Here is a 15,109-nt window from a genome sequence, read left to right on the forward strand (position 1 = left end):
ATAATTTTGTGGTCAAAGCGTTATCTTTCAATTACGTGAGGACCGTGTCAGCGACCTCTTTGCGACAATGTCCTTCAACTCGAAAGGCGGGATTGGGGGCCATTGCCGGTGGACCACTCGATGGCAGTTAGCACACAACGGGACCAAATCTGTGCGCGGGTCAACCACGCCAGGGGAATCCATCATACTGACTGGCACAAGATGATGAATTTCCACGTAATTTTCAGCAATATCGCCATAGACGCTACTAAAACTAAACCTGCACACGAAACACGTCCTCCCATGTAGTTCGATTGCAAGAGCTCGGTTTGTGCGACTTCGTTCATAGCTGCGGGAAAGGCGGTAAATAATCCGACCTTCGACGTCAAATTCCGATGGTACGGCTTCTTCACGTGATTGCGAGGTATCAATAGCGGATTCCTCTCCAGTATATGGACGGACCAATTGCAATACCGGAAGCAAAATTGACATTACTGCCAATCTTTGGGCATCCCAAATTGGCACATTTTCGCCTAGGAGTATACGACTTGAGAATTCACGCCATTCGAAGGACTGGCTGAATTCAGATTCGCTAAGACTGAAGTCATATTCGACGCCAGTTGTCTGCAGACTGGCCAGCGAAGCTTCAAAGACGGAGGATTGTTGTTCGACCCTTTCCTGAAGCAGAGATTGAAGTTCGGAAGCCAAATTATCAAAATAAAATCTTGCTTCAATCCAAGACAAGTGCCTCCGGACATCGACTCGAAACCCATTAGGACGCTCGAAGCCTGGCACTCGAACAGAAATATGCCGTCCCGGGACTAGGGTCTCAAGGCTGATTCGCAGTCCTAGCAGCTCTTCCAAGGACTTTTCAAGTGGGCTAGCCGACATGCTAGTTGTCCATATCGGGTGTGGGGAGGTCCTCTACTAGTTTTCGGAGCGTTCGACTAACGTCGTATCTAATGTCTTCGAAGACTTTCAAAGTTGGTTCATCTGTAACTTTGAACTCCGCGGCGGCCAAAGCCCAAAGCAACGAGTCAAGTGCCTGAATAGTCGCTCCTGCCTGACGGTGAGGAAGGTAGACCTTTTCATAGAATGCGTGTGACTTACTTATTTGCACCCCAGGATTCTTTCCGATGTATGCGGGGCGATAAAGCAATCCTTCATCCAAAGATCCAACCGTCTCAAGGAATAGACGCTGGTCCGTCGATGGAACATAATCTACCAAGACCGTTCCATTCTCGTTGACTATTTCCGCTTTGCCCGTAGCATCATCAGTATAAACCAATGTTGGTTTCGAAAGAGTCTTTGACTTGTCTTCTATTGTCGCGTTAGACGGTGCGTGTACGTCCTTTTCGTCCAAAGACTTCAGCTTGCTACGCTGGCCGTCACGGTAACGCATTTCGGCTTCACGACGAGGCCCCGACAATGCTTTGTTCAAATACTCGCTCAGACTCGTATCAAGCGAGATACGAGATTTCTTAAGATCAATTTGAAATGCATCGTCGAGTTCATATCCAAATGACAACTCTACGCGCGCCAGTGTGAAGTGGGGTTCTTGGGCCCAAAAGCCTAGCCAGTCAGGGCCATGGATAAGACGATTTTCGCGGTATACGTATATACCTTGGTAGGGGTTATACAACCGTGCCGTAACATCAGCCCTGTCACCTAGACTTGCCAGAATTTCAGCGCGTCGAGGCATGACGAATGCCTTGACGTGGAAAGTAGCATCTCCGTATTGGGTGTCCACAATCTGTTCGTCGTCCAGAAGACATTCCGCGTTATGTCCAAATGGATTCCATGCTTCGACCCTCTGTGAATTCAGGAATATTTCTACTGTATTTGCGCGATCGTCAACTGGATCCAGAAAACGTTGAAAAACCATGGCCAAATGATCGGTAAGTGACTGGACAGCCTTCTTCAGTGCCGTCTTCGCGCGTGCCCCCGTCGGATCCTTGTATTCCTTAATAACACGATCGATCGTCTCCCAACGAACCATTGTTCCCGATGTAGTTGAAACTGCATCAAGGATCGCCCGGTCTCCGGGGATAATTTGATCCGTTACTTCAACGTTCCAACCGATCTCGGAGACACGGTCCAAATCCCAAATTGCTGAGGTCAATGGACCTGGTTGCTGCCGGGAAGTTAGGCGGATTCTTCGGGCAAAAGCAGTCGATGCAGTTTTCAACCCAAGGCCAAATTTTCCCAAGCTGGCTGGATCGTCCCGATGATCAGATCCATATCTTAGTGCGTTCACAAGACCCTCAGAATCCATGCCGATTCCATTGTCAACTATGCTGAAGCGTACTCGCCCAAGTGGATCATGGACCAACTCGATCCTAATGATAGACGCCTGCGCTGCAATAGAATTGTCAACGATGTCTGCCACGGCAGTGTTGAGAACATACCCTGTGTCGCGCAAAGATTCCGTAATTCGAACAGGATCAGGAGTTGCTAGAAATAGTTGGGTCACTTGGCTATCCTTTTGTATGTCGACCATTTTCCGCTAAGGCTGATTTTGCTCGTTTTCTCCGGAGCATTCTCGTCAAATCCTCGTGGATCAGGTCTTTGAATTTGAATTACGTATGATGGTGAAGACGTTCTCGTGAAATGAATCTCGTCCCCTGGTGCTGCGCCATATACTCGAAAGAATGCCGTTAGCCCGGTTATGCGATATTCGTTACGTGTGCTCGTGCCATGAAGATTGCCGTTGTAGTAGATGTATGGCAAACTTATAAGTTCCCGTGTGTGGAAATCGATAGCACTTAATGTTGTGCGTGGATTAATCAAATTTGAATCAAGCGATGGAAAGAAATTGAGCATTACCTCATTCTTAGGCACTACTATTCCAGCTTGATGGCTACCTGTCAGCCCTAGGTCGTTTGCTGTTAGGACTTTGGTAACTGACTCTTCTCGCTCGCTCACGTTACCTCCTCTATCGGCGATAATTTCAGGATTCGATCAAGTTCCAAGGGACTTGGTTGAATACTTGCTGCGTCCATTCCTACGGACTGTATTTGTCGCTTTTTTTCTAGTCGTTCGATCATAATTTGTTCAATGGTATTTTCAAAATACAAATAGTATACGAATACGGTCTTATCTTGTCCCGTGCGATATGATCTTGCGGACGCTTGGTCGACAACCGCAGGATTCCATTCAGGATTGAAATGTATGACGTAACTGGCCGCTTGAATATTCAGGCCTACACCGGCGGCGCGGGGGTTGAGCACCAAGACTGCTGGACCGTTGTATGCGCTGAAAGCGTCTATCATATCTTGACGGTCTGAGACCGGTGTACGTCCGTCGATTATCGACACATGCAAGCCCGGCCCATATTCTTTCAATGACTTCGAGATAATATCGATAGTTTGTGAAAACGAGGCGAAGATCAATGCTTTTCGATTCATGGAGAAAATATCCGAGCAAAGTTCTAATAGGTACTGATGCTTTAAATTATTGACCTGCGGATCTAGGTCTGACGAGCACGTTCGGAGGGTGGTCAATTTGGCGAGCGCAGGCATATCCGAGGACAAGACTTTATCGTAGGTCAAAGCGTGGACGCGACTCATTTCAACTGGAATAAAGGAGTCAATCCTTTCAGGAAGTGAGGAGGCCACCTCTTCTATTGTTCGTCTGATAACAAGTGGTGATATTCTATGCCCCAGCGCACTCGCAGCCCAGCTTTCATCAGGATACGATGAGATGAAGGTGTCTAAATCCGGCAGAAAATTCGGCGCGATTAGTTGGACGATCGACCAAAGGTCGCGCAGCGAATTCTCGATTGGAGTGCCGCTAATTGCAAAGGTTGTTTTCCGGGGAATTATCCCAACATTCTTGTATCGTTTAGTCGTCGGGTTTTTGAGATACTGTGCCTCGTCGAAGGAAAGAGATGTCCAATTTATTCCTTTTAGAAAATGGATATCCTGAATCATTGTTTCATATGATGTAATCACGACGTTGAAATTGGAAAGCAGCAGTGATGATCCAGCCCTTTTTGGCCCTTGATGCTTGTGTACAGTTAGATGCGGGGCGAATTTTGTGATTTCCTTGTGCCAGTTGGAAACGACCGATGCCGGACAAACAACAAGCGATCGTCCCTCGCTGCCGTAGCTTGCTAACACCGTAATGATTTGTAGGGTTTTACCGAGGCCCATTTCATCGGCCAATAGTCCGCCGAGTCCAGATTTTGAAAGTCCGATCAGTCGACTGGCTCCGCTTTCTTGGTACGGATAGAGATGCGCGTGGACCAGACTTCCCAGAGACTCGAGTCCTTTATTTAAATACTCAATCTTAGCAGAATAGTCTATTCTGCTAGTGATCGATTCCTTCCATTGCAGAGTGAGTACCTCTGCTGCCGTTAATGGCTTGTTGAGATTGATTTTCAATGATCCAAATTGATCAAACAGGGCTTTGACTGCCAATGTATCCAGGCAATACCAAGTATCATCGACAATGATTTGGTCACTAAATGGAAAGTCTTCGAGTGCGGTGTGATCATTTTGTGCCAAATTTAGCGTGAGAATAATGTGGCCTGTAGGACTGTTTCGTAGGCTGAGTTCTAATTCGCCCATTGAAGATGCAAAACGGAGTTCCGGAATGACGTTGCTGGGCGCTGGTACTTGGACGTCATCGATGTTCTTCACTTCGTCGAACTCTGCCTGCCATATGAGCCTAGCGTCGATAGCGCGAGGGTTGTCTTCCGAATTTTCGAGCAGCATGATTTGCCTGGTGTGTGGATCCAAGATCCATGTCCCTGAAGCCAAGTTACTTCCCCCGCATTAGCCTAGTTGACGCTTCATGGTGCTGGCTGGAGTCACGTGGCCTTTAGTCTCAACGGGGCCTCGGTCCAGACAGCGATGTCATTAGCGCTGACGATATGGTCATACTATGTCTATTTTGCGTGTTCTATAAACCGGAGGACGAGACGACGCTTTCATGTTGCTGACAGTCGCGGTTGGGCGAGATCTGCGTTTCACTGAACGTGGTCGCTGGAAGGCGTTGTCCGACAGGGCTTGAGGGCAAGGTGCGATCGCATTAGGGTTCGTGTTCTTGTTCGCTCCCTAACTTCGATCTTTCATGAAGCGGGGTTTCTCCTGGTTCGGGGCCGATTGTCTGCCTGGCGGTCTGATTTTGGCATGTGGGTGTGACAATGTGGCCGCTGCCGTGGCGGTTGCCGGTGACGGGCTCCACACCTTCCACAGTGTCGAAGTTTTGGTTTCCTGGATGTTCGGCGGACGGTTGGCGTTGGCGCCTATGATGGGCTCAGTGCCGCGAGGCGCTTCATCCCTTTGAGGGCTCTTCGTCTCTAAGCGTGGTTGGCTGGTTTCTTTCGATAGGGGCGGTGGCCGCCGGCGGCGAGTAGGTTTCTGATTCTGTAGTTCTCGAAGTTGCGGAATCCGCGGGCGATCCTGCGGGTGGTTTCGATGACTCCGTTGATGGATTCGGTGGGGCCGTTCGAGGCGCCGCCGGTATCGAAGTAGGCAAGAATGGCGGCCTTCCAGGCGCGGAGGCTGCGTCCGAGTCGGGCGACTTCGCCGGATCGGGCACGTGGGGAGGCTGGCGATGATTTCGGTGGCCACTTCGCGGCCTTTCTCGGGCCGTGCGTGGTAGATGCTTCGCAGCTTTTGGTGTGTAATCTCGCTACATCGTGGACAGTGAATCTCACCTCTTCGTGGACACCGGGTCTCAATACTTTGTACACAGCTACCGGCACTGGCGGGCCGGTAGCTGTGAGTGGCTATCGCGTGGCCATCACGTCGGGCTGTTCTTCTTGGCGGTGAGCGAATTGCTCCGCGTAGTGCTCTCGCTTCCGGTCCCACTGTTTTGTCGAGTACGCCGCCTGAACGCCTAGAACGGAATACGAAGCAACATAGCGGCCCCGAACGTTCAGGGCAACCATCGGCAGCGGGAAAGAGAACACGATCTCACCGGTGACTGGATCGGTGAGCAGGAACGAGTCGTCGGTGATGGTCCGGTAAAACAGGCGGCCCGCGTAGGTCATGGGCAAAGAGACGTGGAAGCCTTGGTAATAGACCTGCCGGTTCGCGCGGGTGATCTCCACCAGCGACTGGTCCGCGGCCTTATCCTGGGCGTTGTCGTCGGGCAGAATGGCCCCGGTCTTGGAGATCGTCAGGGTCGCCCGATCGAGGTCTCCCTGACGGCGGGCGCGGACCTGTGAGTAGTGCGACGCTTTCGCTTCCAGGACCGATAAAGGAATCGGCTCCGTTGCCGGTGTATGTTCCAGCAGATCCCACGCCGTGCGCGGTGTCGCATGGTCCAGGGATTGGTGCGGACGGCGGTTGTTGTAGTGGTCCCGAAACCGGTGAATCCTGCCCTGGAGCTGCTCGAGCGTAGCTGGCTGATGCGCATCGAGGAACCGCAGCAGGGTTTGGTGGGAGCGCTCGTTCTTCCCCTGCGTGGTGGGTTTGCCCGGCAGCCCGCTGATGGGCATGGTGCCTTTGGAGGCGAGGAAGATCTCCACGGAACCAATCCGTCCGGCCCGCAGCTGATTGAATGCCAAAGAGTTATCGGAAAGCACTTCCCTGGGCGGACCGTAGGCAGTGATGGCTCGTTCGAGGACGTCCTTGGCATCGGCACTGTTCTCGGAACGGGAATACGCTGCTGTGCCCACATCAAAGCGGGAAGCGTCATCGAGCAGCTGGTACACGGTGACGATCTGTCCGCCGGCGAGTCGGTACTCGAAAGCATCGAGTTGCCACAACGACATCACGGTGGCGCGCACGAACGGGATGTACGAGGATTTCGGGCGCTTTCTGGGGGCTGCGTCAACGTGGCCGACGCTGGATAGCAGGCGGGCTATCGTCGCGACCGAGGGAACCTTCCCGCCGGGGAACTTCTCTTGCTGGCTAGCTTCGTAATAAATTGAGCGTGGGCCGTAATCCCAACCATCGGCCTTGAGTTGCTTGCGGATCTTCACTAACTCGTTGACAACCGCGGGGCCATATTTGCGAGCCGGAGTCTTTGGTGCACGGGAGCGGGGGTGAAGGGCCGCCGTGGATTCATGGACAGCCCGGCCGCGGATCTTATAGAAAACGCTACGCGAAATCTTGACCGAACGGCAAAACTCCATGACTGACAGTGCATGAGGCTGGGTCGGATCGTAGTTGATGATCGCGGCGCGAGTTTGGGGTGAAAGAGAGTTAGTCATCCAATGACTATCACCGCCAACCCGTCGGTAAAAGTGTCTCCGATGTGGTGAGACAGCGTGTCTCCGATGTCATGAGATCGTGTGTTCACGATGTGGTGAGACAGGACATCGCAGCTTTTGGTAGCACTGCCAGGCAATGGCGACTTCGTGGTTGGGGTCGCCTGCTTTGAGCTTCTTCTCGAGCCTGGTGACTTGTTTCTCCGTCAAAGATTCGATGCCTTGCTGCAGGGTTCGGCGAATGTTGAAGAGTGGGTCTTCCTTGCGTCCGCGGTGCCCGAGGGTGTCTTGCTGCACTCGGCGGCGAACGTCATCGATCATGGCCATTCCGAGACGGACAATGTGGAAGGCATCCACCACGGTGATGGCTTCGGGCAGTTCGTCCCGGATCGCGTTGGCGTAGCCGCGGAACGGGTCAAGGGTGGCGACCTTGATGGCGTTCGTAAAGGTCGGTCCTTGTTCCTTGAGCCAGTCCGCATAGGCTTTCCCCGACCGGCCTGGGACGAGATCCAGCGGCCGTGCATGGACGTTGCCGTGTTCGTCACGGGTGTGGTCAATGATGCCGGTGACCATGCCCGAACCGGGGAATCCGGTGTGGGTCCAGACGTGCTCGTCCACACCGAGCGCATCAATGCCGGTAAGGCGTTCGGGTCGGCCGATCCGGCGGCGCGCTTCGACCTCGACGCCTTTCCACAACGCTCGCCAGGAGACTCCGAGTTGATGGGCCAGGGCGGAGACGGGAGTGTCGTAACGTTCCAGCGCGTCAGTGGCCCAACGGATGGCACGGTTGGTCAAAATCGCCCGTCGCCCGGCCAAGGGGTGCTGTTCGGTGAAGACCTTTGTGGGGCAGTGTTCATCCCGGCATTGCCATAAGCGTTTGGCCCAGATCAGCCGCACGGGCCGGCCGAAGCACGGGATGTCGTTCAGGCGGATCCCTCGTCGGCCATGGCCGCTGGCAACAACGCCGCAGTCAGGGCAGCCGGTGAGTGTTTGGTCGGTTTCAACATGGATGGTCAGGGCGGTGGAAGTCTCGGCGACAGCGGTGATGTGGACCCCGCGTACGCCAAGAAGAGCATCAGCGAGGGCACACCATTCGCCGTCCCCGCAGGAAGTAAAGTTAGTCACGTCAGGGTCTTTTATGAAGTTGGGGGCTTGGTCGCTACCAATTCAAAGAGACCCTGACGCCTCCCTTCCTCCGCCACGCCGGACACACCAAAAATCCAAGACTCAGCTGGGCCAACCACGCTTAGAGACGAAGGGCCCCTTTGAGCAGGCGCCATGTCTGGTGGCGTGGAGGCCAGATGGAGGTTGGTTCGTCGGGCGTGGCTATCTTCCCGCCGTTCTCAAACAACCTGGTCCGGAGCTTCTTCGGCTCCCAGCGACTGGCTCTCGTCCCGGTGAACGCGACCATCTGGTTCTAGGTCTTGATCTCGGCAGCCAGCATGACGACTCAAGCATCAGAGCTCGTTGGCAGCGAAGGACTTGAAGGCCAGGTTCGCGAACCCGCTGTCCAAGGCGAAGCGGATCCGGTCCTCGCAGCAGGCCCGCAGCCCGTGGCGGACTTCTAGAACGGCGAGCTGGCCCCGGTCTGGTTCTTCGCGATGGCCGTGTGACGGGGCCGTCGATGTCGATGATCCGCGGCTGCGCCCCGACTTGCGCGACTTTCTAGCGGACGACGACCCACATCCCCGCCGGTCAGGCCGAGAGATCCAGCATGCCGGTGATTTCACCAACCTAGCCGCCGTTGCGTTCAAAACGGCTCTGTCCTGGGCCCCGGTCCACGCTTGTTTCGGGATCAGCAGGACGTCAGCGATGGCGTCGTTGATCGGGAACCCGACGCAGTAGAAGAAGTTGCTGTCCGTGGCGGTGAGCCGGGCCAGGAAGCCGTACGTGCCTGCGGAGTCGGTGCGGATCATGATTATCCGCCCTTGCCCGGTACCCTTCCGGGAGCTGCTTGATGGAGTCCTTGACGACTTGGATTTGGTCGGCGGCGGTGTTCGAGCCGGCGTTGCCGGGTCGCAGCAGTGTCACCAACGGCTCGCCGGTCCCCAGGATGCCGTGGTCAACCATAGAACACAACTGGTGGAAGGCGAAGCCGTTCTTCCATGTTGGACGGGCGTCCTCCTTCTCGGAATTCGAATTCCGCAGAGACACATCGATGTCGATGACCAGCGGGTTCTCAGCGATGGCACCGTGCAGCGGCGAATCTTGCCCGGCGTGGGTCCGGGCGGCGGCCCGGGCAGTGTTGACCGCAGCCAACACTTTCGCAGGCTTGACCCTTGCCAGGACCTTCAAGAGCCGGTTGATCGTCGGATCGGAGGCGACGAGCCCGTAGGTTTCCGGCTGTTGCGGAGCCCGCCCACATCTGAGACGGCGTCCCCACCCGTGGCCAGGGGCAAGGCCAGATCGGCGAGGATCTTCCCAAGGTCGTGCCGGGCGAAGGGCTTGCGCCACGGTCCCAGCGCTTCCGAGGGGCCCGCGCCAAAGCCCGAGCACCTGACCATCGAGGTCAGGATGGCCCCGCCAGCCTGGTCCAACACACCATCCCCGACAGCATCAACTCGGACAGAGGGATAAAGGCCGGTGTACTAGTTCAACTACAGGGTGCTCCTGATGTGTCTAGGCAATGTTTGTGTGGGAACCACATTTTCCTTTGGTCGGAGGCGCTCTTCAAGCTTTAATGACGCACTTCGGTCACGTCCCCATGAAATGTGCCCATGAAATGGCGAGACTAATTATCATCTAAACGACCTCGCAGACGACTCTCCCTCGACGAAGGCATCTGACAAGATTGACGCAGCAACGAAACCCCAGGACTCCGGTCATGGTGAGGTAATGACTGTGGGTTGTTAGGCGTTGCTCTTGATTTTGTAGCGCAGGATGAGCCCGGTGCCTGGGTAGCGGGTTTGGGTGCTGTTTAGGTGTTCGCATAGCTGGGCGATGGCCGCGGTTTTTGCCTTGGTCGGCAGTGGGTCGAGGCTGATCGTGAGGTATCCGGGTTTGGTGGGGTCGATGTCACCGGCCTGGTTGAAGGCTTGGCGCATGAGCGCGTGGGCTTCCTGGGTGGCGCGCTTGTAGCCGGTGTTGGTGCGGATTTCCCGCGCGATGCTCATCGCGGTGTTGTAGGCGGCCATGCGGATGCCGTGGTGGATGAGTTTGGTCTCGGTGTTCAGGACTTGCTGTCCGGGGCTCAGGTCCCCGAGCCGGACCTTCGCCGGAATGCTCTTGTGCACTTTCTCGGCAGCGACCAAGGCATTTTCTGCTTCCCCCACCGGTGCCATGACCTGGTTGTGCATGGCACTGGTCAGCGTGACTTCACCGGCACCGTCGGCCGGGGTCTTCAGGGCCAGCAGGTTCGCATCCGCCACGGCGGCGGCCTCTGCATGCGCATTCCTGGCGGCAACGACCTTTTGGTAGGCCTTCTTCTTTGCCGGTTCCGGCACCAAACGGTCCTCATCGTCACCGGTGGAAGCATAGGAGTCGTGGGAGTCGAGGTCGAAGTGCATGCGGGCATAGCGGAACTGGTTTTCCTGCCGCCACCGTGAACCCATCCGGTACACCACCTCGCCAGCGCTCATGTCCCTGTCGGTGGTGAGGATGTGGATTTGCCGGGTGCCACCACCGGTCGCTGGAACGATCCGGCTGACCTGCCGGATCGTGAACACTTCCCCGGTCGTCTTCGTGGCGGCCAGGGGCAGGTCAACGAGAGTGTCAGCAACAGACCAGGACCGTGTCTGAGCATTCTCGCCGGTGTGGGATACCTCGGCGAACTGGTCTTCGTCGATGTTTTTGCTGGCGCCTTTGCGCCAGGTCAGCACATCAAAACCCTTTTCTGCCATGTGTTGAAAGAGCGCCGGTGACCAGCCTCCACGGTCAAAACCGACCAGCACGCGCCGGTCATCACCCACAGCCGTGCGGAGTTCTGGCAGGAGGTTGCGCAGCTCGGTGGCCAGGGACGCACCCGGTTCGGCCATGACGACGAACACCGGTGAGCCGTGGGCGTCGGTGACCCAGGTTTCCTCGGTTGCAGGGACCGGGAACTTGAGCCGGGTGGAGTAGATCTTTCCGATCTTCTTAGTGCCCTGGTAGGCGCGCACATGCCCGTCAACATAGAGGATCGCGGTCAGATCCTCAGCATCGGGACCGCTCATGTTCAGGTGGTGTTTGGCCAGGGCGGCAATAAGCTCCTCGGCTTTGCCGGCCTCGGCGAGTTGGGAGATCCGGCGGCGGATCGTCTTTACCTCCGGGGCTCGGTCCATGCCCAGCACCCGACCCAGTTCCACAGGGTTGAAGCGGGTGGCGCCCTCGGCCCGGGTCTCCCCGGCCAACGCCCGCAATACGGCATCGATCAGGATGGTTTCCAGTCCGTAGAACCCGTCCGGCAAGGAACCATACACCTCCTTCGCGCAGGAGAGCAGTCCGGTGGTTTCCAGTGCCGGCAACGCCAGGAACAGCCCGGCATGGCGAATGTGGGCGGCCGGGGCAAACACCGGGGCCGCACAGTCAAGGAGCCCGGCCCGTGCCGCTGCCCGCTCCCCATCACGGGGCACCGGGGCCGGCAGCACCGGCAATGCAAGCTGTTCAGCTGCTTCAAGGGGTGCCACGCCATCGCGGGCAGATGGACCTGTCGCTGCTTCTGTTGCGGTGGTCATGGCCATGGCACGTCGGACCGTGTCAGTGGAAACCCCCGTCGCTTCAGCGGTCGCCCGCAGGCTGACCCCGCCGACACGAACAGCACGTATCTGCGCTGCTTTCTCATCGGTCAGCAGGGAAGGACGTTTGGGACCCTTCTTCACCGGCGCCAAACCCAGCAGCCCTGCCCCTTCCAGGGATTTGCGCCAGCGCCGCAACGACTCCGTGTTCACACCAAAACCGGCGGCGACCTCGTTCACCTGGGCGGCACCGGTATCGACCAGCTGCGAGGCCGCCAAACGGCGCAGACCGTCCTGGCCGGCACCCCACACATAGGCCAACTGCCCGTTGATGAAGACCTTGCCGCCCACCTCATTTTCCAGCAGGGCGGCATGCTCGCCCATGAGAACTCCGCCGAGATCGGCCAGCACAGGAAGGGCGGTTTGGATGGTCATTGAAACCATTGTTTCACCCACCCACACAACGAATTCATCACGCCTTTATTATCTCACACTATGGCCAGGATTAACAGCCCGGGCCACAGTAAGAACCGCGTCAATTCAACGAACCACGAAGACCACTTCATCGCCGTGTCCAGAGGCCTGAACCCACAAATTTTCACGTACCGCTCATGGGTACCAAGTCTGAACGGACGTCATCGTTCAGTAGTGTTATAAAGTATTAATCCTATTATTGCACGTTTTAATCACTCCTCTATTTAATCACTCCTCTATTTTATAAATCGCCGCATCTCCTCGGCGACGGCAGTGACAGCAGGTACGACTACACTATTACCGAATTGGCGATAGGCCTGAGTGTCTGATACAGGTATTTCGTATGAATCTGGGAAACCCATGAGGCGTGCGCACTCACGGGGTGTAAGCCGGCGTGGTCGCTCTCCAATGCCGCGCGATACTAATATTTCGGATCCATCTTTGTGGTAGCGTGCTGAGAGGGTTCTAGCAACAGACTCGGGACCTACTAGTCCGTAGCCAAATCCGTTTCCCGCAGCTCTGTGTTTTGCGGCATAATCTTTCAAGTATTTCCAGAGATTCGGTGTCAGTGTGTATTTGGCTCCAACAGAGGCAAGCTCTCCCTCGGTGTACGGCACTTCGGCAACTTCAGTACCGTCCTCGGGGTGCAAAATGGAAGCCATTGTGGGGCGGATGATTTTGGATTTCCCTTGACGGTTTACTTGTGACGTCAAATTGTCGAAGGTAAATCCATCGACTCCTTCAAACGCAGATGCGTCTTTAAACCCGACTATCATTATGCGCTGCCGACCTTGCGGTACGTAAGAATTTGCATTAACCACTTTATAATCGATTTCATAACCGAGTTCTTCGCGAAGCGTCCTTTCAATGACTCTGAAGGTTCGCCCCATGTCGTGCGACAAGAGATTCTTAACATTTTCAAGCAAGAACGCTTGAGGCTGTTTTTCATCAATTATTCGAGCGACATCGAAAAATAGCGTACCTTGCGTTGCGTCGGCAAATCCGTGCTCGCGTCCCAGCGAATTTTTCTTTGACACTCCAGCTATGGAGAATGGCTGGCATGGAAACCCGGCGAGAAGGACGTCGTGGTCAGGTATTGTCTTCTCATGAACTTGGGTGATATCGCCTGCGAACAGATGTCCTTCGGGGTCTTCGTGAAATCCTTCGACAAATCCCGGAAGCGAGTGGCCAAAATTTCGCGCATATGTCTGCTGTGCGTACTTATTCCATTCGGAAGTGAAGACGCAATTGCCGCCAATCGATTCGAAGGCAAGTCGAATACCTCCAATTCCGGCAAATAGATCAACGAATCTAAATGGCGATGCACCGGCTGGTGCCGGAACCGTAGCTAAAGACCATTTTTTCAGAATCTCTTCTAAAGCCGCCCTAAGGTAGGGGGGGCACTCGGTTTCCCCAGTCTCCCACCGTGCGATGGTTTTGACGGAGACCTCGAGTGTCGTGGCCAGTTTCGCTTGGCTGTGGGTGCCTCGCAGTTCTCGCAGAAGAGCGAAGGGGGTTCTTGCGGCTTGTTCTACTTGGGCCAGAGACACGAGCGGGTCCATTCTTGGGGAATTTGACGGGTCAATCTGTCTCTAAATATTCCCCATGAGGTCGCGATGGGCTGGAAGGCGCGCCGTGTGGCTGGTGTAATTCGGGACACGTATAGGGTTTACTCGAAGTAGCGTTAGTTCACACGGCCGGACGAGCAAGACTTTTTGCCAGCCCCAATAGCTGCCAGTCGTCGGCACGTCTCATACGATCAACTGGGGCAGCTGTGCCGTCCAGTCGGTCCGAGCTCGGCTTAAAATGTCACGTACTGGCAAGTAGCGAACTTGCCTGTCACAGTAGTGGCATACCGCTTCGTCAGGAGGACCGCTGTGACCGTTCGAGACAACACCAACCGCCGGCTCAAGGAAGTTCTGGACATCATGGCCGCGGGGTCGTGGGAGGACCAGAAGCCCAACGGGGGAGAGGTCCTGGCCGAGGCCGTGGCCCGCATCCCGTTCACCAAAGAGGAGTCCGAACTGCTCAGCGGCGGCATTCCCCGCGGTCACAAAAACCTCACCAAGGCCACGGCCGATCTGGTCAAGTCCGGGTGGATTACCAAGGGCCGTAGCGGCTGGGAAATCACCGAGGACGGGCTCAGGGCGACGGTAGTCTTCAACACAGTGGAGTCGCTGACCGCCGCCCTCTCGACTGGCACGCCCGTCCCAGCGGACACTCCCCTGCCCACGAAGCCCGTGGCCAAGAAGGCCCCAGCAAGGAAAGCCGCCACCAAGACTGCGGCAACCGCCAAGAAGACGCCCGCCAAGGCTGCGCCAGCGAAGTCTGCTCCTGCCAAGGCTGCGCCGGCGAAGGCGTCAGCCAAGGTACCCGCCAAGGCGGCCGCCGTCGAGGGTAAGGATCAGCCAGCCTCAGTGGCACTGGCCGGCGACTTCGGGACCATCCTCGGCGCCCTCGAGAACTGGGACCCCAGCCACGACAGCGTGCAGATGAAACTCGACGCCAAACGCGGCACCTGGAAGCTGACCGCGGACCTGCCGGCCGGCAGGTACAGCTACAAGGCCGTCGTGAACGGTTCCTGGGATGAGAACTACGGCGCTTTTGGCCTGCTGGACGGGGCCAACCACGAGTTCGAGCACACCGGCGGCGAAGTCACGTTCCACTACGACCACGCCACGAAGGACGTGCTCCGGGGCTGATTTCGACAAGCTCAATCAGCGGGACCGGATTTCGACAAGCTCAGTCGCCGGATTTCGTCAAGTTCAATCAGCGGGGTGCATGGGTCTCGGGGGTCTCGACGCGCTCGCAGAGCTCGCTGCTCGACCACCGGAGTTTC

Annotated in this window: 9 protein-coding genes and 1 pseudogene; 1 reads left to right on the top strand and 9 read right to left on the bottom strand. The window is 56.1% G+C overall.

Translation table 11 applies throughout. The annotated features are described in order from the left end of the window. Nucleotides 1-871: 871 nt before the first annotated feature. From DMB86_RS06015 to dcm, 9 genes and pseudogenes are all read right to left on the bottom strand, one after another. Nucleotides 872-2,452 carry an ATP-binding protein gene (locus DMB86_RS06015; protein WP_171814388.1) on the bottom strand — a complete coding sequence of 527 codons (1,581 nt, stop codon included), beginning with the start codon at nucleotides 2,450-2,452 and terminating at the stop codon, nucleotides 872-874. Beyond that, nucleotides 2,449-2,904, bottom strand: coding sequence for an EcoRII N-terminal effector-binding domain-containing protein (locus DMB86_RS06020; protein ID WP_171814389.1), 456 nt, complete (start codon nucleotides 2,902-2,904; stop codon nucleotides 2,449-2,451). Before DMB86_RS06020 ends, DMB86_RS06015 begins: the two co-directional genes overlap by 4 nt. Then, entirely contained in the window at nucleotides 2,901-4,721 is a 1,821-nt protein-coding gene (locus DMB86_RS06025) for a DEAD/DEAH box helicase (RefSeq protein WP_129545478.1), read from the bottom strand. Before DMB86_RS06025 ends, DMB86_RS06020 begins: the two co-directional genes overlap by 4 nt. Nucleotides 4,722-5,284: 563 nt before the next feature. Beyond that, nucleotides 5,285-5,609: pseudogene (locus tag DMB86_RS06030) on the bottom strand (ISL3 family transposase); the annotation flags it as partial. A 107-nt stretch (nucleotides 5,610-5,716) separates the two neighbouring features. Then, nucleotides 5,717-7,147 (bottom strand): integrase core domain-containing protein, encoded by a 1,431-nt coding sequence (locus tag DMB86_RS06035; RefSeq protein WP_113716836.1) that lies wholly within the window; start codon nucleotides 7,145-7,147, stop codon nucleotides 5,717-5,719. A gap of 69 nt (nucleotides 7,148-7,216) precedes the next feature. Then, the gene (locus tag DMB86_RS06040; RefSeq protein WP_171814390.1) at nucleotides 7,217-8,269 is read right to left on the bottom strand and encodes an ISL3 family transposase; all 1,053 of its coding nucleotides are present in this window, start codon (nucleotides 8,267-8,269) and stop codon (nucleotides 7,217-7,219) included. 681 nt (nucleotides 8,270-8,950) lie between these two features. Continuing rightward, complete coding sequence (locus DMB86_RS06045) at nucleotides 8,951-9,439, bottom strand: transposase (RefSeq protein ID WP_171814391.1); 489 nt, start codon at nucleotides 9,437-9,439, stop codon at nucleotides 8,951-8,953. 554 nt (nucleotides 9,440-9,993) lie between these two features. Further along, on the bottom strand, nucleotides 9,994-12,231 hold the full coding sequence (locus tag DMB86_RS06055) for a putative transposase (RefSeq protein WP_113716993.1): 2,238 nt from the start codon (nucleotides 12,229-12,231) through the stop codon (nucleotides 9,994-9,996). Between the two features lie 275 nt (nucleotides 12,232-12,506). After that, nucleotides 12,507-13,820 carry a DNA (cytosine-5-)-methyltransferase gene (dcm, locus tag DMB86_RS06060; protein ID WP_269467412.1) on the bottom strand — a complete coding sequence of 438 codons (1,314 nt, stop codon included), beginning with the start codon at nucleotides 13,818-13,820 and terminating at the stop codon, nucleotides 12,507-12,509. A gap of 327 nt (nucleotides 13,821-14,147) precedes the next feature. Here dcm and DMB86_RS06065 point away from each other — a divergent pair, with 327 nt between their 5' ends. Then, the gene (locus DMB86_RS06065) at nucleotides 14,148-14,972 is read left to right on the top strand and encodes a pullulanase X25 domain-containing protein (RefSeq protein WP_335645031.1); all 825 of its coding nucleotides are present in this window, start codon (nucleotides 14,148-14,150) and stop codon (nucleotides 14,970-14,972) included. Nucleotides 14,973-15,109 lie beyond the last annotated feature (137 nt).

The sequence above is a fragment of the Arthrobacter dokdonellae genome, assembly GCF_003268655.1.
Taxonomy (GTDB): Bacteria; Actinomycetota; Actinomycetes; order Actinomycetales; family Micrococcaceae; genus Specibacter; species Specibacter dokdonellae.